Below are 24,747 nucleotides of genomic sequence, written 5' to 3'. Positions count from 1 at the left end.
TCACCGGCGTCTGGAACACCGCGCGCGACGAGAAGAACCACGAGCAGGCCGCCGCGACCATCATCGGCGTCCAGGGCCGCCGCATCACAGTCCCCCGCCCAGTGATCAGTCCCCGGCTTCGCCGGGTCAGCCACCACCAGCGCCCCTATCGACTCGCGCGAAAGTGGGCGGTGCGCACCGACGCATCATGCGTCATCGCGCTCGTCGTCTCTCCTCGGCTGCCAACCGAACCATCGCGGTACGACACAGCCCCAGTCCCAACCAAGACCTGGACCATACGCGGACCAACTCCCCCATCGAAAGGGCCGGACCGACATCCTGGCTGGTCAGAAGGGTGTACCGCCTGTACCGCCAGCAGAGCGGCATGCCGGGCTCAGTTCCCGGCCGCGCCCCGGCCCCCGGACCGCTGCCGGGCGCGGCTGAACTCACCAGTGCCGACTCGGGCGGCAAGCGTATCGTCGGGGCCGGACAGCAGGGATCCGTAACCGGTGGCCGCCCACAGGCTGCGCTCGGTGGCCACCTCGAAGTAGGGAATGGTGCGGCCCTGGTCGCGGACCGCCAGCACCTGCGGCGAGCGGCGGGCGTGCAGGGCCTGACCGCAGTCCTCGCAGACCGCGACGTCGGCCCGCTCCCGGCGGCCGAGCGGGCGCCAGCTGGTCCGGCGAACGGCGCGGCCGTGCCGAGGGTCGAAGAAGCACAACGGAAGTCCGGGGTCCGGGGCCAGGGCGGAGCGTCCCTCGGCGACCAGGGCCAGTACTCCGACCAGATCGGGCATGTCCTGTGCAGCGTCCAGCACCCGGCCGGCCGCATCGTAGGCATCCAGGGCCCGGCTCAGGCCCGGAGTGGCGGCGCCGTCGGCGTGCTCCACGGCCTCGCCGAGAGCGAGTATCCCGGCGGAGGCCTGTCGGCGCAGCCCCGCCTCGTCGGCAGCCTGCTCGGCGGCGAAGACGGCGTCAGGGAAGGTGAAGGCGGTGTGCCGGGGCGAGCGGCGGCGCACCAGGAAGGCAGTACCGACGACGGCGAGTATCAGTACTGCGGCGACCGCGAGCCATGTGCCCGAACCGCCGCCGGAAGAGGAACCGGAGGGGTCCTCCTCGACCTTGGGCCGGGCTGAGTACTCCTTGTCGATCCTGGCGGTCTCAGCCTTGTAGACCTCGGTGCCGTTGCCGGCGTCGATCAGTTCCACGGCCTTGCCGACCCGGGCGGCCAGTCCGGCGTCGTTGAGCTCCTTGAGGAAACCGACGGCGGCGGCGGCGTCGCGGGTCTGGTGCGCGTCAGTGGGCCACTCGGTGCCGTTGAGCCACTTCCCGTACTCGTCGGTGGTGATCAGGATCAGCTGTTGCTGCCCCAGCCGTTCCTTGATCACCGAGGCGAGCGCGCGGTCGCTGCCGTCGAACGCATCGCCCTTCTTCAACGGCACCAGCACCACCTTGATCGGAAGGCCGGTCGTGGCGATCCGGTCGACCAGGGCCTGCTGCTGGGCAGAGTTGACAGCGGCCTCGTAGGAGGGGTCGACGTAAACCGGGCTACCGGCCAGCGCCTCGGCGATCATCGACGCGGTCGGCCCGGTCCCCGCAGTCTCCGCAGTCTCCGCAGTCTCCGCAGTCTCCGCCCAGGCTGCGGCGCCGGTGCCGAGCAGCGCCGTGCAGGCCATCAACAGGGCGGTGAGCAGCCGGGCGGTGAAGCCGCGGGAAGCACCGGACGGGCGGTCACAGGTCAGACGTTCACTGGACACTGGCGGACTCCCTGGCCCTGAGGATGAGTGTTTCAAGCCCTTCACGGGCAGCCGGCAGGACCTGTCCGGCCTCGTCCCAGGCGGTCCGGGTGCGGCTGTCCGCCGCGGGCAGGCGCAGCAGCCGTTCGGTGACCTCCCGTTCGCGGGTGGCCGGGCCTGCGGTGCTGCGGTTGGCGCCGCTCCTACGGAGGGCGTCCCGACACGCGGGGCACAACCGCGTGGACCGAGGGCCGACGCCGAGGTCGACGAGCCACCCCGGGACCCTGCCGCCGGTGGCCTCGCCATGCAACGGGTTGAGCCGGCAGAGGGTGGGATGGAGGTGTCCCTGAAGAGCGGCGAGTCCGGCCTGGGCGAGCACGAGGACAGCGGCCAGGCGCCCAGCCTCGGCGGCCTCGTCGGGACACCTGTCACCGGAGCCGGAGCCGGAGCCGGCCAGCAACTCGGCGGCGTCCAGGCAGTCCCAGGCGCGGGCGCGGCCGGGCGCTTCCTGGCCGACGGCGGCCAGCCTCCCGGTGAGCTCGCGGACATCGGTGGCAGCCCAGGCGCGCAACTGCCGGACGGACGGCAGCGCAGTGGCATGCCGAGGTCCGGCGGGCGACGGCGAGGGGTCGGCCGCGCGGGTGCGGAGAGAGCGCAGCACGGCCCGTGTGATGACGATCCCCAGCCAGGCGATCAGCAGCAGCGTGCCCAGCAGCATCGTGCCGAGCATGATTCCGGGCCCGAAGTCGCTGGTGAACAGGCCGGGCAGCCGGTTGTCGCGCAGTGGGGGCAGTCCGGCATCGCGGTTCGCGGGGTCGTCGCCCTCGCTCGGCCGGGCTGCGGCAACGGCGTCCAGGGTCCGGTTGAGGCGCGGCACCACCCGAAGGTCGCCGTCGCTGCGGTACTCCGGATACAGGACGGTGGACGGCAGGCCCCTGAAGCGGCGCGCGGCGTCCTGGTCGGTACCGAAGGTGTCCAGGTCGATCCGGCCGGACACCGGGTCGATCAGCACATAGACGCCGTTCTGACCGGTGCGCTGATGCACCCGGGCGAGCAGGATGCTCCTGTCGCCCCCACTCTCGTCATCGCCGTCTGTCGGCGTGACCAGTACGTGCACCGGGCCCTTGGGCGCGAGATCGGCGATCCGCTGCCGGATCGCGGGCAGGTCGGCGCCGGTCAGCAGGTCCGCGGTGGACGGGTCCTGGTAGACCGGTCCGGCGGCGAGCCCTGCAGCGACCTCCTCCACCCTGGCATCCAGGTCGCCCTGGGTGACGCTGAGGTCGGGCCTGTCGACGGTCTGCGGGAAGACGGTGGGAGCGGCCAGCACCACGGCGACCGCGGCAGCCACCGCCGCCATCGTCGTCACGGGCAGCACACCGCGTCGGCGGGCAGGGAACCAGGTGGTGCGGGCCGGAGCCTTCGGCTTCGCCGCTGCCTTGCCGGAGCCCTCTCCCGAACCCTTGGCCAGGGTGACGGCCGGGGGCTTGGTCGGGACGGCGGACTTCTTCTTCCCAGCCGACTGCGAGCGGCGCCGGGAGAGCCGGATACCGAGGGCCAGTACCAGGCCGGGGATCACCACCACGGCCAGGCCGAGCAGCAGGTTCTGGTTCTGCCGGTCGGTGGAACTGATGTACAGGTCGGGCTTGCCGTTCTTGTGATAACGGTCGTACAGCTCGTCCGCCTTGGCTGCGGCCCGGTCGCGGCCAGAGGCGATCGCGTCGACGAAGGACTCGAACGCGGCGAGTGGACCGGCCCCGTACGGGGTCCCGTACAGGGCGATACGGCAGGCCTCCTCGTCCGGGACGTCGACGCCGAACGCGGAGGCGGAGATGCTGCTGTGGTCGCCGATCAGCACGTACAGTCCGTCCTCGCCCAGCCGGTCGCGCACCAGGGCGAGCAGCGTGGCGTCGCCCGCAGGCAACGCCAGCACATAGGTGGGCACGCCGGTGCGTTCGGCGAGGGCGGCGATGTCCGGGGCGAGCGAGCGCGGCAGCCTACGGGGACGGTCGGCCGATACGTAGACCGGATTCCTGCGCAGCTCCTCGGCCAGGCGCTCGGGCTGGGTTGCGCCTTCGGCGAATCGACCAGTCGGAGCGGTGGTGGCCGTGGCGCTCGACACGGTGCTCGGGCCGGCCGCAACCGTCGTTCCGGCGCTGCCGAGCAACACGAGGACCGCCAGCGCCGCGCCCGCCCGGGCCCTGAACGCCCCAGTCCGTCTCCGTATCCCTGTCAGCGTCCGCATCAGTGCCCTCCCCGTGGTTCGGCCGGTCACTCTACCGGTGCTGGTTCCCGACACCTACGGATGCCTTCCGGCCCGGGGAGCTTGCCGCAGCACGGCGAGGCACGGAACCTGCTGGACCTGGAATCCTCCGGTCGCCCCCCTCGGCATCGGTATGGAGGTCCGGGTGTAGCGGCGCCCGGTCGCCCATACACTCCCGGCTCGTACGCCGGCAGAAATGTGGGCGCTCGGCCCCCCTCGACGGTGAAAGCAGCCACCCTAACGGGGTAATGCCCGACAGATCACGGGATAGTACATTAGGGATGGCAACGAAGAAGGCAAGTGACTGGGCTTCAGGCCCTGTGTCCGAGCGCCCAACGCGGTTTGCCCAGTACCAGCAGCAGATTCGCGAAGAGGGGCCGACACGGCCGCTTCTGTCTCCCACCCCAAGGACATGACCGGCTGCGGGAACACGTAGCTGGATGACGATCGACGTCATGTCAGCCAAGGCCCGGCGAGCGGTACGCCAAACGGTCTTCTTCCGTTCCCCGGTCGCGCGACCGCCTTCAGGTCCGCCGGCATCCCCTCAACGCGACTGCCCCAGCTCGACTTTCATCCGTTTCGGCAGACGAGCCGACGCACCACCCCCTCGTGCACCAACGGCGCCAAAGCGGCATGGCGCACACCGCCACTGCCAGCGCTCCACCCCACAAAAGGAGTTGACCCATGAGTGGATGCGGCTGCGGGCAGTCCCCCATCGCCATCGGCGGCTGTCAGCCCTCCAAACCGGCCTGTCCCCCCGTTGCTTGTCCCGGTTCCAAGCCGTGCGAGCACTGCGAGACGACCCCACTGCGCGACTCCGCGCCGTACCGGGTCGCAGCGACCGCGAGCAGCACCGACCCCACGCCGTACTACACCATCGCCAACACCCATGCCGCACTGGACCCTGTCGTCGCCCAGACCATCCTGAACAGCGGCACGGGCACGTTCCCGGCCGACAACGGGACGCACAACGGCCAGCACACCTGGCTCGCCGGCGTCGTGCACATCGACCCTGCGTCACTGCGCGGCAACCCCACCAGCGTCACGATCAGCGCCTCGGTCCATGTCCACAACGACGGCAGAAACGCGGCCTGCCAGCTCTACGGCCGCTTCGCCCTGTGGAACGGCACGACCCCGATCCGCGCCGATCTCCTGGGCCCACCCGATCTGCCGGCGGGTGGTGACGACAACGGCGTCATCCCACCGACCACCGTGTCCCTCGCGGACGTCCTCGCGGGAAAGATCGCCGTCGAGCTCAACCTGGAAACAGGCAACGACGACACCTGCCGAGTCGGCCCCAAGCAGTGGACCGTCGACAGCTTCGTCCTCACCGTCCAGGCGTCCGCCCCGGGCTGCGGCAGGCCGTTCCTCCGTACGACCTGCCGTAACTGCGACGGCACGATCACCTGCACGACCGACACCCTCGACGGCTCGACTCCCTACGCCGCGGTCCCGCCGGTCATCCCGGTCGCCTCCTGCCAGGATGGATGCGCCACCGCACGCCCTCCGTGCCTCTCCACCGACCGGGGCAACGCCATCACTCGGGGCAGCGACGGGTGTCTGTACGCGCCCGACACGCCTGCTCTGGACCCGTCCCCGTGCAATGCCGCACGGAACACGACCGGTGGACTACTCGTGCCGCGGATCGACCTGACGGGTATCGCTCCTGGCGGCAACAGCGGCATCGAACGGTCGGTGGACATCGACGTCACCGGCACGCCCGGCTGCCCCGAAAGGTGGAAGATCGGCGCCCGCCTCACGCCGGTGAGCGCGTTCCTCAACTCCGAGCGGCAGCACGCCAACCTCCTGGCCCGGGCCGGTACCGACGTACCGATCCCCGAGTCCGACATCGTGCTCCCGGAAGCCGGGGTATACCACATCGACAGCGATGTACGGTACGCGCTCGGTTCCGCCATCGGCGGCAGCGGCTACATCATCGGCTGGCTCAGGGACGAGACCACGAACACCCTCCTGACGAGCTTCACCCAGATCGCGGCGATCAACGCAGCGAGCCAGGAGCAGCAAGGCGGAACCACACACATCATGACCGAGTACACGGTCGCCTCCGGCCCTCGGACGGTCCGCCTGCACCTGATGTTCGTCCTCACCGGCGGCAAGATCTCCAACGCCGAGGCCGGCGGCACCGACAGCAATGGCGCAACCCGGATGCGCTTCCTCAAGGTCAGGGATTAGGACCTCGCTTCGTTCGGTGAGTGGGCGTTGGCCGAGCGAGGGTGTCGCGCTCGTAGACGCAGTCGAGCGCGACGATGCCCAGCGGCTGTTGCGGCGCTCCGGGCGGTAGAGGATGCACGCCTGCGTCACCACCTGCTCGCGCACGGCTTTCGCCTGGGTGGCGAGGTCGGGTTCGCGCTGGTCCGGGCGGACCGGGACCGCACCGAGAGCCGGGTCGTGGTTGTTCATGCTCAACGCCAGGCCAGGGTTGAGGCGCCGGTCAGGCGGCGGGTCATCATGGCGCTCATGGCCCGGTAGACCCGTGATGCAGAGGAAGAAGTGAGGTGTTCGTAGTCCCGGACGAGCCTACGCTGCAACATCGGGATGCCGTTGATCTGCTCCACCACCCACCGCTTGGCCTGCGGAACGAAACCGACATCGTGGCGGAGGCGTCATGACCGCTTCGAAGCGGTCATGACGCCTCCGCTGCCACCGCCCACAGGCGGGCTCGTCCTCCACGCCCCATGTCCAATAGCGACCCGGGCACGGAGTAGTCACATGATCGGTCGGACATTTCCTAGTAGCGCTTCGTTACCTTGAGTGATTTTGCCTGGTGGTGGGCATCTTCCGGGCGTGAAGCGGGGGGATATCGAGCGGCTCCGGGGCGGGTCGGCGGGGTTCGTGGGTGATGTGTTCGGGTCGTTGCCGCGGCGGGATCAGCGGCGGTGGGGTGCGTGCTGTCTGCGGGGTCTGATGCTGGACGGTCGGCGTAAGTCGGTCCAGCCGATGGCCGAGCGGCTGCCGGACGGGAACATGCCGGCCCTGCAGCAGTTCGTGAATCAGTCGCCGTGGGATCCGTTGCCGGTGCGGCGGCGGATGGCCCGCCGTCCGGTCGAGGCGATCACGCCACAGGTGTGGGTGATCGCCGATGTGTCGTTTCCCCAGTGCGGCCGGGCCTCGGCCGGGGTGGCCCACCAGTACTGCGGAGCACTCGGGAAGCGGGCGAACTGCCAGGTCGCGGTCACCTGTTCATGCGGCGACCGACACCGCGTCGTGCCCACTGGACCGGCAGCTGTATCTGCCCCGGGAGTGGACGGACGAGCCGGGCCGCTGCCGCCGCGCCGGTATCCCGGACGGCACCGTCCACCAGGAGAAATGGCGCCTCGCGCTCGGTCTGCTGGACAACGTGTCCGGGTGGGGGCTGAGAAGCCCCGGTCGTGGTCGCCGACGCGGGTTACAGCGTCAGCCCCCCTTCCGCCACGGCCTGGAGGAACGGGGCCTGTCCTCCAGGCTGCCGGTGTGCAGTTCCCCCTCCGGGGCTGGGTTTGTCCACAGCGGTCGGCAGGGACTGGGCGATCTCCACGCGCGAAGGATCTTCACCAGTGGCCGAGGCGGCACCCGCGCTCAGGGCGATGGCGGTGGCCGCCGCACCGAACAGCACGGTCGCACGCTGGAGACGGAAGGTCCTAGGGACTCCTGTTGGCGAGAGTGGGGGCGTACGCCCGGTCCCCCTGCCAACGCTCCGGGCCCTGAGGCTGATGCGGTCCGCCGCACCGCTTCCCCCCTCCCGCGCCGCACCCCGCCCACGATGGAAAACCCCACCGGGCGGGACTCGCCCGGACCACCCCGTCAAACCAGCCACAGATTCGTATGGCTCGGCACTCCCCGGCCTGCGGCCGGAGGTGGCGCCCTTGTAGGGAGAGAGAACCCGGACCGACCGCAGGAGAAATGACCATGCAGCACGAAACCTTGACCGCTCAGCGCTACTGGCACACCGGGACCCGCGTCAGGATCACCCGCGACTACACAGTCGTGAGCCGTGGGCCCGGACCTCCAGCGGCACTTGAGCGTATCTCGCCCGTCGCGTGAGTGTCGGGCGCCCGTGGGCGCCCGGCGGCCGCAGGGCACACCAGGGCCCCGGCCGGCCGTGCTGCCGGGACGGGTTCCGTCAGCCGTAGGCGGTTATTCCTCTCGTTCCAACTCGGCCTGGGCCCGCTGGGCGTCCAGGTCGTCCTGAGCGGTCTTGTAGATGTCGCGCACGAGCTCGGCGCCTTCCTTTTCGGATGCGCCCGTGAGGCCCTGCATTCGATCGGCCCAGGTTTCATCAGGCTGAGTCATCTCGGTCTCCAACCCTGGAGGACACGGACATACGCCAGGTTCAGCAGGTGGCAACGCACGAAAGACACATCCGCTATTGCCCCACTTGCTACGATATCGCGCTATTTACCCGAACTCCACCCGCTCGCTGGCGAGAACGACGTCGAGGGCGCCGCCCGACAGACCAACCGTCCAGTCTGGCTTTATCGACGTCTCACGACAGCAGTTGTTGAAGGCCGCGGGAGATGGCTGCCGAGCCGGAATGTCGCTGTCTACGAAAACGGAAGGCACCCGCCGACACCCGGCAACGGAGCTGAGAGTGGCCATGGCGAAGTCCAGGTATGCGGCCATACGAATCCAGACTGATGGCCACAGGAAGTCGCATGTCCACCTCTCCGGTATCGATGGCGTGGCCGATCCAGCCGCAGGCCGCCCGGACCCTTGCTATCCGCTCGTGAACGTTGTCCGGTCGGAGAGGTCGCGGCTGACTGGTCCTGCGGTGTGCCGGCATCGTGGTCAGCCGCGACCTGACCTACTCAGCGCTGCCCGGTGCGTGTCCGGGGTAGCGAGAGCGACGAACGCTGTTTCGACGGCCTCCGGATACGCCTGGGGCTTCCCGTGGCCGGCCAGTGCCAGGTAGATGCCGGATAGGTCGGGGCCCCACCCCTCGCGACGGGTTGATCAGTCCTGCGCCGCGTTCGCCGCGGTCACATTCTCGATCACGCGGCCGAGTTTGGTCTTGGCCCGGGTCAGGTCCTGGATGCGTGCGGCGATGCGGTCGCGTTCGATGATGAGCTGGTCGAGCATGGCGGGGGTCGCGACGCCTGTGCTCACGCACGGCAGGAGTTCGACGACGGTACGGCTGGAGAGGCCGGCCGCGAAGAGGTCCTGGATGAGCTGGACCCGCTCCAGGGCTTCGTCGGGATAGTCACGCTGCCCACCGGGCGTCCGCGCCGATTCCAGGAGCCGCTGTTCCTCGTAGTAGCGCAGGGCCCGCACGCTGACCCCTGACCGCCTGGCAAGCTGTCCGATGCGCATGACGCAGGTCACTCCCTTCCCGCTCGTACCTCACATTGATGTCAGGTTTAGGCTAGCGGTACCGGCTCCGGGGGCAGCCCTGGGGGCCGATCGAACCGTTGCCGGCACCGAGATTGATCATGACCCAGCGGCGGACCCGAGGGCGTTCACGCGGTTCACGTACGCACGGCAGTCCTCGCGTCGTGCCGGGATCGCCGAGCCCGCCCGAGGGCACATGGGTGTCGACCGTGACGGGCGGCGTGATCCCTCGTAGTGGCACAGGCCCCCACGCTCGCCCCCGCCCGCTCGGCAACCTCACCCACCCGCGCCTGCCCTCCTCCGGCCGGGCGGCAGTTGCGGCTTGCACCTCACGTCAACGTCAGGTTCTAGAGTGACGAGCGTCGGATGAACACGTCATTCCGGCCCGTCAAAGTAAGGCAGACCATTATGCGCGCAGCCCGGTTCCACGAATACGGCGGAGCGGAGAGCCTGGTGATCGAGCAGGCCCCCGACCCCCACCCCGGACCCGGTGAGGTCCGTGTCCGCGTCGCGGCGGCCAGTGTCAATCCCATCGACTGGAAGCTGCGCGCCGGCGCCCTGCAGCAGCTGATTCCCCTGGAGCTACCCGCCATTCCCGGGCGCGACGCCGCCGGGGTGGTCGACGAGATCGGTGACGGCGTGCAGGGGGTGAGCATCGGCGACCGCGTCTTCGGGCTGGGCGGTGTCACCGGCGCGACCGCGGAGCTGGTCATCCTCTCGGCCTGGGCCCACGCCCCCGGCACGTGGAGCGACGAGCAGGCCGCGGGCGCCGGTCTCGCGTCCGTGACCGCGATGCGCGGCCTGAACGCGCTCGGCTCCCTCGCGGGGCGCACCCTTCTCGTCGAGGGCGCCGCCGGTGGCGTGGGCAGCGCGGCGGTCGAGATCGCGGTAGCGCAAGGTGCCACTGTGATCGGGACAGCCAGTGAACGCAACCACGAGTTCCTCACCGCACTCGGCGCCGTTCCCACCACCTACGGCCCCGGCCTCGCGCAGCGCCTCACCACCCTCGCCCCGCGCGGAGTCGACACAGCGCTCGACACCGCGGCCTCCGGATCGCTGGACGACCTCGTCGCGATCACAGGTGACCCGACGTGCGTCGCGACGGTCGCCGACCATGCGGGCGGGCAGCGCCTGGGCACGCATGTGGTCAACGCGGAGAACGATTCCCCCCTCCTGGCCGCGGCCGCGGAACTGGGCCGGCAAGGCCGCTACACACCCCGTATCGAACAGGCATACCCCCTGGAGCGGATCGCCGACGCCCACGCGCACGCCGAGCGCGGACGCACCCGAGGAAAGATCGTGATCTCCATCTGAACAGGCCGATCTGTATCTGAACAGGCCCACGAGGTAGGTAACTCGCAACGTGCGGGCCTGCGAGGCGAGCGTGCCCTCGATCGGTACCGGCGAGCGGGCGGTCCGGAGCGGGCCGATCTCCATGGCGCCTCGTCAAGCAGGCCGCCCCCACTCGGGCACCACACGTGGCACATGAGTCTTCGTCCACGGGGCACCAGCCTCATCCAGCTTCAGCAGCCCGGTGAGAGGGGTTCACATACGGGTTCCAACCGCTCACCGCACCGCGCACCTTCCGCCAGTGGTGCGAGGAGCACCGCGCCGACTTCAACTGACACCGCACGAACGGTGAAGTGCCGTGCATGTGCACGCGCGACGACGCCCTGCTCTCACGGTTACGGGTCTGCCGCGTGGACGCCAGTGTCTACGCGGCAGACCCGTAATGGTGCTCATGATCACGCAGGAGTGATCGCGAAACTGTGAAGCCTGGAGGACATGTGACGAAGTCCGACAAAGAGATCATGGAAATCCTTGAGGCGTACGACCTGACCGGGACCGTCCGGTCAGCGGCGACCTTGGCGAGACACGACCCGAAGACGGTCAAGCGGTTCGTCGAAGCCCGTGCCAGCGGGCGCGATCCCTATGAACGAGAGCCGCGGCCGAAGATGATCGACACGTTCCTGAAGAAGGTCGAGGAATGGGTTGAGCAGTCGAAGGCGACGATCCGCGCCGATGTGGTCCACGAGAAGCAAGTGACGATGGGCTACCTGGGCAGCGCACGCTCGACGAGGCGGGCGGTGAACTCGGCGAAGATGGCGTGGAAGGCGGGCAAGCGCCGCACCTACCGGCCGTGGGTTCCCGAGCCGGGCCGCCGGCTGCAGTTCGACCGGGGAGAGGGCCCCGCATCGATAGGCGTCGGACCCGGCTGTTCTGCGCGTGGCTGTCGTGGTCGCGGTTCCGGGTAGTGATCCCGGTCTGGGATGGCACGTTGGGCACACTGGTGGCCTCTCTGGACACGACCTTGCGCCGGATCGGCGGGTCACCGACTTATGCGCTGACCGACAACGCGAAGACGGTCACCGTCGAGCACATCGCCGGAACCCCAGTGCGGCATACGCAGGGGTTGCCGCCGGCCGGCATTACGGCTGCCAAGTGGTCAGTTGCGTGCCGTACGACCCGGAATCAGAGGGCGGCGCGGAGGCAACGGTCCGTATCGCGAAGGCCGACCTGGTGCCCACGGACGCACATCTGCTCCCGCCTACAACTCCTTCGCCGAGCTCGCCGACGCCCGCCGCACCTGTACGAGCAGTACCTCGGCCTCGTCCGCTCGCAGGCCGGACCTCCGCACGCCGTCGTCTTCGAGACGAAGCCCATCGCGTTCGCACTCCGCGACGTCGTTCCCGGCACCGATCTCGCATCCGTTGCCCAGCCCGGCATCGGTGCCGAGATCTGGCTCCACGCCACGGACGTCCAGGCCATCCACGATGCTCTCGTCGCCGACGGTCACACCATCGTCTCCGCACCGATTGACGGCCCCTTCGGCCGGACATTCACCTTCGCCGACCCCGACGGCCACCAAGTCACTCTCCACGACCGCGCCTGATACGCCCAACGTCACTGGGCAATCACCGGCCCCGAAGACCGCCGTTGCGCCCGAGGCGCGAGAATCCGGGCGACACTGACTGGCCCTTCGCGTTCAATCGCGCAGACCTCCGCCGTCAGCAGACCGATCAGTCACGGCGTCACGGCCGGACTGCTCGAAACGCGCATGGCCAGGTCGGCGTTCACGTTGCCGCGTTGCTCGCGCGGAACAGTTCCCGCGCACGAACCGCGCCCCTCGGGGCACGAAGTCGCATCTCGCCCCGGGCACCGCGTTCGTCCAGGACCACGCGGTGGAGCCGAGCCCGAACCCGGTCCAGGCTCCACTGCGCGATCCGCCGGTAGACCGTCCGCCGGGCCGGACCGAAACACTGTCGGAAGCTGCCGCCATGTACAGCCCGAGGTGGCCACGAAGACGACCCCGGCCAGAGCTTCACGATCAGCGGCCCGACGCCGGCTCCCGCCCTACGGACGCCTCACCTCTGCTCGACGAGTGAGTCCGCCAACAGCCGAACGTGTCATTGCCCCCGGCCAGGATGAGAAGGAGTCACTGGCCTTCGGGTACCAGGAACATGACCAGCGAACCACGTACACCGGAACTCACTTCGCTCACTTCGTGCAGCAGGTCGTTGGTGCCGACGAGAATCGAGCCGCGGCGAAGGACGAACCGTCTGGGCTGCTCGCTGTCCATGTGAGCCACAAACTCGCCCCCGGTGTAGTCATCACTGAGACCGATGACGACGTTGGCGCAGTACTCCGGGTTCGCTTCCGAGTCGGTGTGACGTCCTATGTATTGGCCACGCTGCATGTAGTTGACCTGCGACCGCCGCACGGACACCTTGTGGCCACACAGCTCGCCCCAATAGGCCATTGCCTCACTCTTGGCAATGATCTGAAGGATCTCCTCGGCGATGTCCGGCGCTGCCACCTTATGCGGTGCGGAGGTGGAATCGGACATGGCGATGTCGAAGGAGTCGACGACTATGCGTCCGACCTCGACATTGTTGTTGTCGCCGATTCCTACATCGCGCGGCAGCTTCTCGCAGAGCTCAACCACCCTGTCGATCTCCTCTGCGGAGTAGGGCCCGTCATCGGGTCCGTCGATCATCAGGACGGAATCCAGCATGAGCAGTTCGCGGTTGGTACTCATGATTTAGCCTCCCTATTGGCGTGTGGGTCAGCGAAGCACCAGCGTGCAGCACTTGACGCTGCCGCCGGCCTTGAGAAGTTCCGATACGTCCACTCCGACGGGGCTGAAACCCCGTTTCTCCAACTGCAGAGTCAGACCGGTGGCACCCTCGGGCAGAAGAACGTTCCGACCGTCCGAAAAGGCGTTGAGTCCGAACACCGCGGCGTCTTCGTCCGACGCGATGACGGCGTCCGGGAACATCTCCTTCAGAACTGCCTGGCTGCCGGTCGTGAACGCTGCCGGATAGTACATGATTTCGGTATCGGAGAGTACGGCCAGGGCGGTGTCCAAGTGGTAATGCCTCGGGTTGACCAGGGTCAGCCCCGTGACCGGAAGCCCGAAGAATTCCTGAGCTTCGGCGTGCGACCTGGAGTCCGTACGGAAGCCCGTGCCGGCCAGGATTCTGCGGCCGACGGTCAGATAGTCGCCTTCTCCCTCATTGATGAACTCCGGCCACAAGACGTCCTCGTAGCCGTTCTGCAGAAACCAGTTCAGATAGGCGGGCCCTTCGGCCGTGCGCTCGACATGCCGGAATCGGGCGCCCAGGACCTTTCCGTCGACGACGGTGGCACCGTTCGCAGCGAAGACCATATCCGGGAGACCGGGGACGGGCTCCACTACCTCAACGGTGTGCCCAAGGTGCGTGTAGAGCTGGCGAAGCTCCTCCCACTGACGCACCGCCAGGCCGTTGTCGACCGGCTTCTCCGGTGCCATCCATGGGTTGATCGAGTAGACGACGTCGAAGTGCCGGGGGCGGCACATCAGCAGTCGGTGTGGTTTGGCCGTACGGAACATTCCCCGCTCCGATCTAGAATTCATGGTTTCCACAGGGGACAGCATCGAACGCCTCCGATACGTCTTGATTTGAATGCGGTTGTCAGCGGCTCTGAAGCTCGTCGGTGCACCCGATGCCCTCCTCATCCGCTCGCGCGTCGCCCGCCGCCCGTGCTGCCGACCGCCCTCCGCGTGTCCCACGCCGAGCGGAGATCCCGAGCACCACCGCTGCGGCCAACAGAGTGCAGACACCCATGCCGAGCATGGCCGTCCGCAGTCCGTAGGCATGTGCGACGACACCGGCAAGAATCGGGGGGGCCAGGCTGCCGAAGGACTGAACTGCCCTCCAGAGCCCCATGGCGCGTCCGTGCATCTCCGCAGGAGCGGCCTTGAGGAAGGCGATCCTGCTCGCAGGGTTGAACAGACCCGCTGCCATTCCCCAGAGGGAGATGGCAGCGAATGCCATGCCCACACTGTGGGAAGAGGCGAACAGGGATTCCCCGGCGCCGACGAGCACCACGGTCATGACGAAGAACCAACGGCGGACGACGAGAGTCTGCCCCTTCGACATCACGTACGTCGCCGCCAGGAGCGCGACTCCGAAGGCTACTTGGAGAGCCGCGTACGTCTCGGCCGGCTCGGACAACACCTCGCTGACGAAGAGAATCTCCAACGGGCCGATCCAGCCCAGGGATACCCAGACCATGCCCGTCAACACCAGTGCCTCACGCAGCGACGGGTCTCTGATGAGGCTCCGGTGACGGCCGCCCGCATCAGGGTCCCTGTCCCTGCTGCGGGAGGGCACATCAACCCGCAGCACGCAGAAGATCGCCAATCCGACCAGATGGACGGCCGCGTTCGCCCACTGGGCGCTGTTGCTGCCCCAGTTCGCCAGCATGACAGCCGACAGGGTGGGGCCGGCGACGATGGGAACGCTGCTGGCGAAGCCCAGCAGAATGCTCGATTTCACTTCTTGGTTGCTCCCCAGCACCCTGCTGGGCAATGCGTCGATGGCAACCTGGGTGACCGCCCTGGCCACTCCGCTGGTCAAGGCCGCCACGAGCAACCACTGCGCCGAGTCCGCGACGGCAAGGCCGACCGCCCCGCCGATACCGACGGCAGTGCTCGCCGCCCCCACAACGGCGGGACTGTACAGATCGGCCAGACGTCCTATCCACGGCCCCAGGAGGATGGTGGGGGCGCCCCAGACCGTGGCCACCAGGGCGAGGTACAGCTCCGTCGCACCCAGTTCGTAGGTCGCCCGCGCCTGGTTGGCGACCAGTGCCATCCACCAGGCGGTGCCCATGGTGAGCTGTAGGGCCACCACCAGAGTCAGGGGGGCGGGCCTGACCCATAGGTGTCGTCGTGAGCGCCTCCTCCCTGCGGTCGGTTCTTCCTCACCCGCTTTCATGTGTGCTCGCACAGAATGCTCTCGAAGATCGCAGCCAGCGTTGCCTCATGGTCTCCGGACATCACGCTGTAGTGGTCCGCGTCGACGTTGTGGATACGGACCGCCTTGGCGAAGGCTCCGATTCCGCGGTCGGCGGATTCCCGTATCTGCCGTGGGTAGGGGCTCTCCGCTCCATCCGCCGTGGCCCTGACGAGGTCGACCACCAGTTCCGACCGGGCCGGCCGGTAGGCATGAAAGGCTTTCAAGGTCCCGGCCAGCACCCGCAGCATCCCGGTCTCCGTCTCACTGGGGAGTCCGTCCGGCACCAGCCCGTGCCGACGCAGCGTGCCCACCGCTTCCTCGGGGGTATCCCCTGCGATGTCCTCCAGGCTGTCCCCGATCCAGGAGTCGATGAGGACCGTGGCCAGAGGAGCACGTCCACGGCGGTCGAGCGCCGCGGCGAGTTCGTAGGCGACGTTGCCACCGAAGGACCAGCCCGTCAGCACCAGCTGTCGTGAGGCGGCCAGTCGCTCGACGAGCGGAAGGTAGACCGCGATGAACTCCTCCACCGAACGGGGAGTCCTGGCATCCGACTCCAGACCGGGCGCCTGCAGTCCGAGGAAGGAACAGCGGTCCGCCAGCGCGCGGCTGAGCGGAAGGTACGGCAGTGCGGAACCCGTGGCCGCGTGCACGCCGATGACCAGCGGCCCGTCCTCCCGTGGCGCCAGCGGAACGACCATGTCCTGCTCACTGCTCGCCGTCTCGCTGATCCATGCGGCGAGTTCTCGCGGTGTGGGGTGGGCGAAGATCGTCGCCACGGACGGCTTGATGCCCAGGCGCTCCTTGCACGCAGCCGTGAGCTTGAGTACTTGGAGGGAGTGCCCGCCCATGGCGAAGAAGCCTGTGTCAGGATCGGCCGACGGGATCTCCAGGACGTTCTCGAAGACGGCACACACCCGAGCCTCCAGCGAACCGTCGGCCGGCTTCGGCCTCCTGCCCGTGTCCCCCGTCAGTCGCCCAGAACCTGCGGTCTGCTGCCTTTCCTTCCAGACAGCTGTCAGTGCGGCTTGGTCCGTCTTGCCGTTCGGGGTGGTGGGGATGGTCTCCACCTCCACCAGGGCGGACGGGATGATGTTCCGCGGCAGCCGGTGCTCCAGATGACTGTGCAGAGCGCGCGGATCGGGTGCGGCACCCTCCACCGGCACATAGAAACCGATCAGTTTCTGTTCGGATCCGCTCCCCGTCGCCAGCACGCGGGCGGCGGCGACCTCGGCCGACGCCAGCATCGCCTGTTCGATCTCCGCAGGTTCCAGACGGATCCCTCTCAGCTTCACCTGCCGGTCGCTCCGGCCGAGGTACTCCAGTTCGCCTCCCGGCAGTTGTCGGCAGATGTCCTGGGTGCGGTACATCCGGCCGCCCGGCACTCTGCTGTAGGGGTCCGGGAGAAACTTCTCCGCCGTGGCAGCGGGACTGCCCTCGTAACCGTTGGCCAGCCCCAGTTCGCCGGCTATGTACAGCTCTCCAGGCATACCCACAGGCACCGGCCGCAAGTCGGCGTCGAGCACGTACAGGCGTACGTAAGGCAGCGGATGACCGATGGGTACGGTCCCCATGGCCCCGGGCCGGGTGAGGTGGTAGCTCACTGCGCCGGCCTCGGTGGGCCCGTACAGATTGATCAGTTCGGCTTTGAGCTTCCGGTGGGTCAGGGCCACCAGCCCCGGCTTGAGCTCCTCACCGGCAGACAGCACATGGCTCAGTGAAGGGCAGCCGACGGCGTCGAGTTGCCCCAGGAAGCTCTCCAGCATCGAAGGGACGAAATTGACCACGTTCACTTCATGCCGCTGGACGAAGCGCGCGAGATAGCTCGGGTCCAGGTGGCCGTCAGGGTCCGCCACCACGATCGTGGCCCCATGCTGGAGGGGCCAGAAGAGCTCCCACACGGACACGTCGAAGCCGTAGGGCGTCTTGAGGAGGAGGCGATCACCCGGGCCCACCGGTATCAGGCCCTGGAGCCAGCCGAGAAAGGCCAACGACGCGTCAGTGGGATAGGCAACAGGCTTTGGCCGTCCCGTGGACCCTGAGGTATGCAGCACGTAGGCCGTACGCTCCGACGACAGCGCGTCGGCGGCAGCGTCCGGATGAACATCCACTGCCGCGTCCGGATCCGCCAGGCTCTCCGTGCGCACAACACCCCAAGGGCCGTCGGGCACCTTGTCAGCGGTCGCGCCATGGGCCGTGACGTGGGAAATGTCCAGCGTCGACAGCATGCCGTGGAGACGTTCCCGCGGAGCCGAGGGGTCCAGGGGGACATAGGCCGCGCCGATCGCGCACACCGCATGCAGGGCGGCAACCATGTCGAAGGAGCGCTGCATGAGCACGCCCACCCTGTCGCCGGGCCGCACACCGCACCCATACAGGCCGGCGGCGAACCGCTCGACTCTCTCCCACAGTTGTGCGTAGGTGAGCGTCCCCTCGTCACCGAGGAGCGCCACGGCATCCGGTGTCCGCCGCGCCTGCTCTCCGAAGGGCTCGCTGAGGGTCCGGTACGGCACCGTCGGCCGGGGCGAGGCGGCAGGCGGGACGACCGATTCCTCGTCACGGGGACCGGTCAGCGCGTGCTCGGCCAACTGGGCGTCCGGCCCCTCGGAGAGCGAGCGGAGCAACTGGAGGTAGGCGTGGACGAACCCCTCCACGAACGCCGTATCCGCCAACCCGAGGAACCACTCGGCCTGCCCCTCGATCACACCGTCCGTCTGCTCCAGCGAGAGCGTCAGGTCAAATTTGGCCGTGCCGGTGTCCAGATGCGTGGGAGCGACCGTCCTCCCCTCCCACCGCAGCTGTCCGCCCGGAGTGTTCTGCCAGGCCAGCATGGTGCGGAACAACGCGCTCTCCGATGTGGCCCCGCTGAGTCCGAGGAGTTCGACGATGCGGTCGAACGGCGTGTCCTGGTGGTCCTGCGCTTCCATGACCGTGACGCGCACCCGCTCCAGAACGTCTCGGAAGGCCCGGGCGCCGGCCAACTCGGTGCGCAACGGAAGTGTGTTGACGAAGAAGCCGACGACGTTGTCGAGGCGAGGGTCGGGGCGTCCTGCGAACGGTGCGCCGACCACCACATCGTCCACACCGGCCACCCGTTGCAACAGCACCTTGAACGCGGACAGGAGTACCACGAAGGTGGTCGTACCGGCCGACTCGGCGAGCCGCTCCACGGCGGAGACCGTGGGAGCCGGGACGACGAAACTCATGAGCTTGCCAGCGGCGTGCTCCGACGGCCGGCGCGGGGCGTCGTTGAACGGAGTCAGCACGGCCGGGGCACCGGACAGCTTCTTGGCCCAGTACGCCTCGTCCTCGGGATCGAGCGACTGCCCGGAGGTCTCGGCCACCCAGTCGAGGAACCGGAAGGACGGAACCGGGCCGAGGCTGCCGCCGCTCAGCAGGGTGCCCAGGTCATCGAGAAGGACGCCAACGGACCAGCCGTCCACGACGATGTGATGGAAGCACAGCACGAGGTGCCAGCGGTCATCGGGAAGAAGGACGGCCGCGCACCGGAAGAGTGGTGCGTCGTCCAGCCGAAAGGGACGCTTGGCGCAGTCCGCGGCGATCCGGCGTGCCGTCTCGTCGGGGTCCGTGTCCGCGGACGGGGCCCGCAGGTCGTGCCAGGCGAGGGGAACGCCCTCGCCCTGCACGACCTCCTGCCGGGGTTCACCGTCCTGCTCGGTAAAGCGGCAGCGCAAGACAGTGTGCCGGTCCTGCACGATGTGCAGGGCGTCCTGGAGGGCGTTCTGGGACGGCGTCCCGTGCAGCTCCGCCATCAGGGCAATGTTGTAGGTGGCTGTCCCTGGCTTCAGCTGTTCGAGAAACCACAGCCGACGCTGGGCGACCGACAGAGGCCCCACGGTGTGCGTTCCGGCTCCGGCTCCGGTGGTCGTCCGGCCCAGCCCCTGCGCGAGCAGCTCGGCCACCAGCTGCTCCTGGCGGGAGGCGGACCCGGTGAGGTGCTCGCTCATGCGCCGTTCTCCTCCAGCAGTGCGGCAGCCTTCTTCTCCAGGGCAGCCATCACCAACCGTGCCTGCCCTTCCACTGTGGGGGCGTGCATGAAGTCCCGGACCGACAGCCGGATCTCGAATGACGCCTTGAGCGTCGCCAGCACGCGCGTGGTCTGAAGCGAGTTGCCGCCCAGGGCGTAGAAGCCGTCGCGGCGGCCGACTTTCCGGATCCCCAGCACCTCCGACCACACAGCGGCGAGATGAGTCTCCAGAGGCGTCTGCGGTTCCTCCCAGGGCCTCTCCTCCTCGAAATCGGAGAGCCGCGGTTCGGGCAGCCGGTTTCGATCGATCTTTCCGCTCGCCGTGCGTGGCATTTCGCCGAGGTGGACGAACGCACTCGGAACCATGTACCAGGGCAAGCTGGACGCGGCGTGGCCGACGAGCTCCGCGCGCCCGGCCTCCCGCCCGACGGTGTAGGCCACCAGGCAGAGGTCACCGCCCGGTCCGGGACGCGCGATCACCACGCAGGAGGTGAGGGCAGGGTGGTCCAGGAGAACGCTCTCGACCTCACCGGTCTCCACCCGGCAGCCCCGGATCTTCACCAGGTGGTCGCCACGGCCCAGATAGACGATCTCACCGGTGGCTCGGCGTCGGACCAGGTCCCCGGTGCGGTAGAGGCGTTCGCCCGGCCGCGCCGGGTACGGGTGGGGAACGAAGCTCTGCGCGGTGAGGCTCGGCCTGCCCACGTAGCCGCGGGCCAGGCCGTCCAGGCCGGCCACGCAGAGCTCGCCCGGCACATCGTGGGGAACCAGTTCCTGCGACGCGTCCATCACATAGAGCCGGTAGGCACCCACCTGCGTGCCGATGACCGACAGTTCGGGGAGGGAGTCACCGTCGCCTTCCCCTACAGCGACCTCGGAGGTCTCGGTCTGGCCGTACTGATTGTGCACGGGCACGCCGAAGTGCTCCGCGGCCCGCTCGATCAGGGCGGCCGAAGCGGCCTCTCCGCTGAGCGCGACCCACTGGAGGTGGGCGTATTCCTGCGGGACGACTCCGTCGAGATAGACCTCCAGCATCGATGGCACGAAGTGCGCCAGCACGACGGGGTGTTCGCGCAGGAGGTCCGCGATGTGCTGGATGTCGGACTCGGCTTCGGCATCCGCCATAACGACGGTCGCACCGGTCAGGAGGGGGAGGAAGATCTCCCAGATCGCGACGTCGAAGATGAGCGGCGTCTTGTAGAGCACCGCCTTCCCGCTGCCCAGCGCGTAGCGGCGCCGCAGCCATTCCAGACGGGTCCCGGCGCACAGATGATCGATGGCCACGCCTTTGGGCTTACCGGTCGAACCCGACGTGTAGTACACGTAGGCCAGGCCGGACGGATCAGTGGCGCGGGCAGTCGGGACAGCGTCCGGAACCGTTTCCGCATCGGGGACGAGCAGGGGTGCCAGGCCGTCGAGCAGGTCGAGGCACTGCTCGTCGGTCACGACGAGGGCGAGTGAAGCGTCATCGGCTATTCCCGCCAGACGTGCCCTCGGGAGGCGCGGGTCGAGCGGCACGAACGCCCCGCCGGCCTTCAGTATCGCCAGCAGCGAGACAATCTGATCGACCGAGCGCCGCATGCATACACCGACGACGGACTCCCGGCCGATGCCTCGTTCGGCCATAACAGCCGCCAGGGCGTCGGATCGCCGGTCCAGTTCGGCATAGGTGATGTTCGCTCCGTCCGCAACGATCGCGGTCGCGTCAGGGGTTCGGGCGGCCTGTTCTACGACAAGGCCGTGCAAGGTCCCATCGATCCGGTAGGGCTCCACGCCCCGCGCGGTGTCCCGGAGGATTCCGGCCCTCGTCTCCTCCGAGAGCAGCGGAGCTTCCCCGACGGGAAGGGAACGAGAAACCGGCGCCCTGCGCAGCATTTCGCCGAATGCCAGGCCGAATTCCTCGGCCCAATCGGCGTCGAAGGTGTCCGTCGCGTATTCGAGCTCGCAGGTGAACGTGTCCGATTCCCTGACAACGGATAGCGTGAGGTCGAACTTCGCCGTTCCGTTGTGGACGTGCACCGGCTCCGTCCTGCAGCCGGGCAGCGAGAGAGTAGTCGCCGACTCCGTGTTCTGCATAACGAAGACGGAGTCGAACAGGGGGTTCGCGTCCGCGCTCCGATGTGGTGCGACGGCGCCCACCACCTCGTCGAAGGGCAGTTCCTGGTGGCTCAGGGCCTCGCGCATGCGCTGCCCGACACTCCGGACCACATCCGTGAGCGAGGTTCCCTTGTCGAACTCGGTGGGAACGACGACGGTGTTGACGAAGTAGCCGAGTATCGACTCGCTCTCCGGGGTCGTCCGGCAGGCCACCGGCACCCCCGTGCTCACCACATCATTCAGCGAGTAGCGGTGCAGCAGCGCCTGGAAGGCCGCCAACAGGACGGAGAACGGCGTCGCCGAAGCCTGGGAGGAGACCTCCTCGACCGGTGCCGCGGGAACACCGAACCGATGGATCGCACCTCCACGCGGGCCGCCGGCGGCACGGTTGCGACGCGGATGGATGGAAAGGGGCGGGTACCCCTTTTCGAGCGCCCCTGTCCAGTACTGCCGGGATCGCCGGGCCTCGTCGCCGGACAGCCAGCCCTCCTGCCACTGGGCATAGTCCCCATACTGGTGGGATACGGCCGGCAAGGCCACGTCGGCGCACGCTGCGTTGAGATCGCCGAAGAAGATGTCGAGCGACCACGCGTCGATCACGGTGTGGTGGAAGACGAACAAGAGCCCATGACTGCCGTCGGCAAGCGCGTAGAGGTGGACCCGCAGCAGCGGCGCGCGGGAGAGGTCGACGGGCTCGCAGGCGTCCTTGTGCGCGGCACCGAGGAAATCGTCGACGGACTCCGCGTTCCTGCGCTCAACCACAACGGGCGACGGTTCGGATATCTCCTGGCGAAGGCCATCGGCGTCGACGACCAGCGCTGTGCGGAGCGCCTCGTGGCGTTCGACGACCAGGGAGACACCGCGCTCCAAAGCCTCGGCATCCAATGGGCCGTCGATGTGGAAGGCCACGGGCACGTGGTACGGAACGGTGCTCTCGTCGGCTTCCGCGAGGAACCAGAGCCGGCGCTGCGCCGCCGATGCCGGGGCCCGGTCGGCCGTCCTTCGCTTGGGGAACCCGGCCGCGGGTGGTGCCTGCCGGAGCCGGTCGAGCAGGGACAGGGGCTCACTCATGACGGTATCCCGGGGGAATCGAGGTTCTCGAACCGATGCTCGAGGACTGTGGCGATGGAACGTACGGTGCCGGCCGTGAAGAACTCCTCCACGGTGAGGTCGAGCCCGGTCAGCCGGCGTAGCCGACCGACGAGTTGAACCGCTTTGAGGGAATTGCCGCCCGAGTCCAGGAATTCCTGATCGATCGACACCGGTGACCGGCCCGTCACTCCCGCCCACACTTCGGCGACGGCGGCGTGCAGCTCCGAGGCACCGTCCATGGACCCGTTCGCGGCCTCCGCATCGAGCGCGTGTACGGGCAGGGCGTCACGGTCCAGCTTGCCGTTGCGGTTCACGGGGAACTCGTCCAGTACCACGTAGTGCGAGGGCACGGCGGCCGCCACGAGGGTCTCGGCGAGAAGACGCCGTGCGTCACCGGGGCTGAAAGGCGAGTCCGTGAGCACGTAGCCGACCAGCCGTCCACCGGTCTCGTCGGGCACGACCTTGACGGCGGCCTCCCGGACGCCCGGCAGCTTCCGGAGAGCGGCTTCCACCTCCCCGGTCTCGATGCGGTTGCCGTGCAGCTTCAGCTGACTGTCGGTCCTGCCCAGGTACAACAACCCGGCCTCGGGGTCGTGCCTGACCCGGTCCCCGGTCCGGTACATGCGCTCACCGGGTGGGCCGAACGGGTCCGGCAGAAACTTCTGGGCCGTGAGGGCAGGCTCCCCCAGGTAGCCGTGCGCGAGGTTCCCGTCGCCACCCAGGAAGAGTTCACCGGCCTCACCGTCGGGAACCCGCCCGAGGTGCTCGTCGAGGACGTAGGTACGGAACCCCGGGATGGCTTCCCCGATGGGTGTCGAGGCATGGCCGTGGTTCTCCCGGTAGGTCCACCAGGTGCACTCGCCCGACTCCGTGGGCCCGTACTGGTTGTCCACCCGGATACCCAGCTTCTGGTGCACAGCTTCCGCCAGTTCGGGGGAGAGTGCCTCTCCGCTGGCGAACAGATGACGGAGCGAGGAGGTGAACTCCGCCACGTCCTCCTGGTCGAGGAAGATGCGCAGAACCGACGGAACGAAATGGGCGACAGTGATCCGCTCGTCCCTGATCAGTGCGGCCACTCGGGCCGGATCCCGGTGATCTCCCGCGGAGGCGAAAACCAGGGTGGCACCCACGGACAGCGGCCAGAAGAACTCCCAGAACGATACGTCGAATCCGTAGGGTGTCTTCTGGATCACCCGGTCGCCCGGCCGGAGGCCGTACGTCTCCTGGAGCCAGCGCAGCCGGTTCACCGCGCCTGCATGGGGGTAGACAACGCCCTTGGGTTTCCCGGTCGATCCGGAGGTGAACAGCACATAGGCGGCAACCGTAGGAGAGACCGCAATTCCTGGCGCCTGCCGCCCAGGCGTGCACTCACCTGCGGGCACCTGTACCACGCCGAGGTCCGCCCAGTCGCGCATGGCTCCCGCACCGCCGGTCAGCACCACCCGGGCACCGGATGTACGGAGCATTCCCCGCACCCGGGCGTCGGGAAGTTCTTGCTCGATCGGTAGGTACGCCGCACCCGCCTTGAGGATGCCCAGCATCCCGGCAATCAGGTTGAACGACCTTGGGCAGGCGACGGCCACGACATCGCCCGGCAGCACCCCCTTCTCGACAAGTACCGCGGCAATGCTGTCAGAGGCACTCCGCAACGAGAGGTACGAGTGATCCATCCCCTCTGCCCGCACAGCCACGGCTTCGGGAGACTGCGTCGCTCGAAGGTCGAACAGCTCGTGCACACTGCCCGGTTCGGCATTGCTCATCGAGAATTCCCCCACAGCACCGGCCATCACCGCGCGCTCTTCGGACGCATGTCCGTCCACAGCTCCTCGATACGATCCAGGCATGCGGCCCTCTCCGCCGGCTCGCCCACCACCGTCCAGCCGTCCGGGATTCGTCGACCGACGCGCCAGAGCGAGTACTGCTCCTCAACGTTGCGGACAACTACATATGCGCCAGGGTTTTCCATGATTCCTCGTCCAAGTTCCGGTCA

General features: G+C 68.3%; 14 protein-coding genes and 4 pseudogenes. 5 read left to right on the top strand and 13 right to left on the bottom strand.

Annotation, left to right across the window (positions count from 1 at the left end; translation table 11 throughout):
- Positions 1-373 precede the first annotated feature (373 nt).
- Positions 374-1,735 carry a hypothetical protein gene (locus A6A29_RS20100; protein ID WP_241838563.1) on the bottom strand — a complete coding sequence of 454 codons (1,362 nt, stop codon included), beginning with the start codon at positions 1,733-1,735 and terminating at the stop codon, positions 374-376.
- Positions 1,725-3,956, bottom strand: a complete 2,232-nt coding sequence (locus tag A6A29_RS20095; protein WP_143197011.1) for a hypothetical protein — start codon at positions 3,954-3,956, stop codon at positions 1,725-1,727. The genes A6A29_RS20100 and A6A29_RS20095 overlap by 11 nt, the downstream gene beginning before the upstream one ends.
- Positions 3,957-4,658: 702 nt before the next feature.
- Between A6A29_RS20095 and A6A29_RS20085 the strand changes: the two genes are divergently transcribed.
- Positions 4,659-6,167, top strand: coding sequence for a hypothetical protein (locus A6A29_RS20085; protein ID WP_073721599.1), 1,509 nt, complete (start codon positions 4,659-4,661; stop codon positions 6,165-6,167).
- 230 nt (positions 6,168-6,397) lie between these two features.
- On the opposite strand, the pseudogene A6A29_RS20080 reads toward A6A29_RS20085, so the two are convergent.
- A pseudogene (locus tag A6A29_RS20080) lies at positions 6,398-6,580 on the bottom strand (IS5/IS1182 family transposase); the annotation flags it as partial.
- Positions 6,581-6,779: 199 nt separating this feature from the next.
- On the opposite strand from A6A29_RS20080, the pseudogene A6A29_RS20075 reads away from it, so the two are divergent.
- Positions 6,780-7,428 (top strand): annotated as a pseudogene (locus A6A29_RS20075) (IS701 family transposase); the annotation flags it as partial.
- A gap of 680 nt (positions 7,429-8,108) precedes the next feature.
- Here the strand turns inward: A6A29_RS20075 and A6A29_RS45305 are convergent.
- Positions 8,109-8,264, bottom strand: coding sequence for a hypothetical protein (locus tag A6A29_RS45305; protein WP_158074427.1), 156 nt, complete (start codon positions 8,262-8,264; stop codon positions 8,109-8,111).
- 660 nt (positions 8,265-8,924) lie between these two features.
- Complete coding sequence (locus A6A29_RS20065) at positions 8,925-9,281, bottom strand: MerR family transcriptional regulator (protein ID WP_073721597.1); 357 nt, start codon at positions 9,279-9,281, stop codon at positions 8,925-8,927.
- Between the two features lie 426 nt (positions 9,282-9,707).
- Between A6A29_RS20065 and A6A29_RS20060 the strand changes: the two genes are divergently transcribed.
- The 3 genes and pseudogenes from A6A29_RS20060 to A6A29_RS20050 all read left to right on the top strand — a co-directional run.
- A complete protein-coding gene (locus tag A6A29_RS20060) occupies positions 9,708-10,613 on the top strand; it encodes an NADP-dependent oxidoreductase (protein ID WP_073721595.1) in 906 nt (301 codons plus the stop codon).
- A gap of 473 nt (positions 10,614-11,086) precedes the next feature.
- Positions 11,087-11,554: a hypothetical protein gene (locus A6A29_RS20055; RefSeq protein ID WP_073721593.1), complete on the top strand. Its 468-nt coding sequence runs from the start codon at positions 11,087-11,089 to the stop codon at positions 11,552-11,554.
- Between the two features lie 335 nt (positions 11,555-11,889).
- A pseudogene (locus A6A29_RS20050) lies at positions 11,890-12,192 on the top strand (VOC family protein); the annotation flags it as partial.
- Positions 12,193-12,442: 250 nt separating this feature from the next.
- On the opposite strand, the pseudogene A6A29_RS46675 reads toward A6A29_RS20050, so the two are convergent.
- From A6A29_RS46675 to A6A29_RS20010, 8 genes and pseudogenes are all read right to left on the bottom strand, one after another.
- A pseudogene (locus A6A29_RS46675) lies at positions 12,443-12,653 on the bottom strand (transposase); the annotation flags it as partial.
- Positions 12,654-12,735: 82 nt separating this feature from the next.
- Positions 12,736-13,338, bottom strand: coding sequence for a 2OG-Fe(II) oxygenase family protein (locus A6A29_RS20040; protein ID WP_073721591.1), 603 nt, complete (start codon positions 13,336-13,338; stop codon positions 12,736-12,738).
- Between the two features lie 27 nt (positions 13,339-13,365).
- Entirely contained in the window at positions 13,366-14,196 is an 831-nt protein-coding gene (gene ddaH, locus A6A29_RS20035; protein WP_198953121.1) for a dimethylargininase, read from the bottom strand.
- A gap of 58 nt (positions 14,197-14,254) precedes the next feature.
- Entirely contained in the window at positions 14,255-15,457 is a 1,203-nt protein-coding gene (locus tag A6A29_RS20030; protein WP_274535818.1) for an MFS transporter, read from the bottom strand.
- Positions 15,458-15,558: 101 nt separating this feature from the next.
- Positions 15,559-19,548 carry a non-ribosomal peptide synthetase gene (locus tag A6A29_RS20025; protein ID WP_073721585.1) on the bottom strand — a complete coding sequence of 1,330 codons (3,990 nt, stop codon included), beginning with the start codon at positions 19,546-19,548 and terminating at the stop codon, positions 15,559-15,561.
- Positions 19,545-22,736 carry a non-ribosomal peptide synthetase gene (locus tag A6A29_RS20020; protein WP_073721583.1) on the bottom strand — a complete coding sequence of 1,064 codons (3,192 nt, stop codon included), beginning with the start codon at positions 22,734-22,736 and terminating at the stop codon, positions 19,545-19,547. The genes A6A29_RS20025 and A6A29_RS20020 overlap by 4 nt, the downstream gene beginning before the upstream one ends.
- Entirely contained in the window at positions 22,733-24,517 is a 1,785-nt protein-coding gene (locus A6A29_RS20015; protein ID WP_158074425.1) for a non-ribosomal peptide synthetase, read from the bottom strand. Before A6A29_RS20015 ends, A6A29_RS20020 begins: the two co-directional genes overlap by 4 nt.
- A gap of 26 nt (positions 24,518-24,543) precedes the next feature.
- The gene (locus tag A6A29_RS20010) at positions 24,544-24,723 is read right to left on the bottom strand and encodes an MbtH family protein (RefSeq protein WP_073721579.1); all 180 of its coding nucleotides are present in this window, start codon (positions 24,721-24,723) and stop codon (positions 24,544-24,546) included.
- Between the last annotated feature and the right edge of the window lie 24 nt (positions 24,724-24,747).

Origin of the sequence: Streptomyces sp. TSRI0281, assembly GCF_001905125.1 — a bacterium.
In the GTDB taxonomy this organism is placed as follows: domain Bacteria; phylum Actinomycetota; class Actinomycetes; order Streptomycetales; family Streptomycetaceae; genus Streptomyces.
This window is presented reverse-complemented; position numbering and strand designations above follow the sequence as displayed.

Excerpts from the sequence above, each read along its gene's own strand:
- A6A29_RS20015 (WP_158074425.1), bottom strand. The coding sequence starts at position 24,517 with ATGAGCAATGCCGAACCGGGCAGTGTGCACGAGCTGTTCGACCTTCGA.
- A6A29_RS20010 (WP_073721579.1), bottom strand. The coding sequence starts at position 24,723 with ATGGAAAACCCTGGCGCATATGTAGTTGTCCGCAACGTTGAGGAGCAG.
- A6A29_RS20030 (WP_274535818.1), bottom strand. The coding sequence starts at position 15,457 with ATGGGCACCGCCTGGTGGATGGCACTGGTCGCCAACCAGGCGCGGGCG.
- A6A29_RS45305 (WP_158074427.1), bottom strand. The coding sequence starts at position 8,264 with ATGACTCAGCCTGATGAAACCTGGGCCGATCGAATGCAGGGCCTCACG.
- ddaH (WP_198953121.1), bottom strand. The coding sequence starts at position 14,196 with ATGAATTCTAGATCGGAGCGGGGAATGTTCCGTACGGCCAAACCACAC.
- A6A29_RS20020 (WP_073721583.1), bottom strand. The coding sequence starts at position 22,736 with ATGAGTGAGCCCCTGTCCCTGCTCGACCGGCTCCGGCAGGCACCACCC.
- A6A29_RS20040 (WP_073721591.1), bottom strand. The coding sequence starts at position 13,338 with ATGAGTACCAACCGCGAACTGCTCATGCTGGATTCCGTCCTGATGATC.
- A6A29_RS20085 (WP_073721599.1), top strand. The coding sequence starts at position 4,659 with ATGAGTGGATGCGGCTGCGGGCAGTCCCCCATCGCCATCGGCGGCTGT.
- A6A29_RS20060 (WP_073721595.1), top strand. The coding sequence starts at position 9,708 with ATGCGCGCAGCCCGGTTCCACGAATACGGCGGAGCGGAGAGCCTGGTG.
- A6A29_RS20065 (WP_073721597.1), bottom strand. The coding sequence starts at position 9,281 with ATGCGCATCGGACAGCTTGCCAGGCGGTCAGGGGTCAGCGTGCGGGCC.
- A6A29_RS20025 (WP_073721585.1), bottom strand. The coding sequence starts at position 19,548 with ATGAGCGAGCACCTCACCGGGTCCGCCTCCCGCCAGGAGCAGCTGGTG.
- A6A29_RS20095 (WP_143197011.1), bottom strand. The coding sequence starts at position 3,956 with ATGCGGACGCTGACAGGGATACGGAGACGGACTGGGGCGTTCAGGGCC.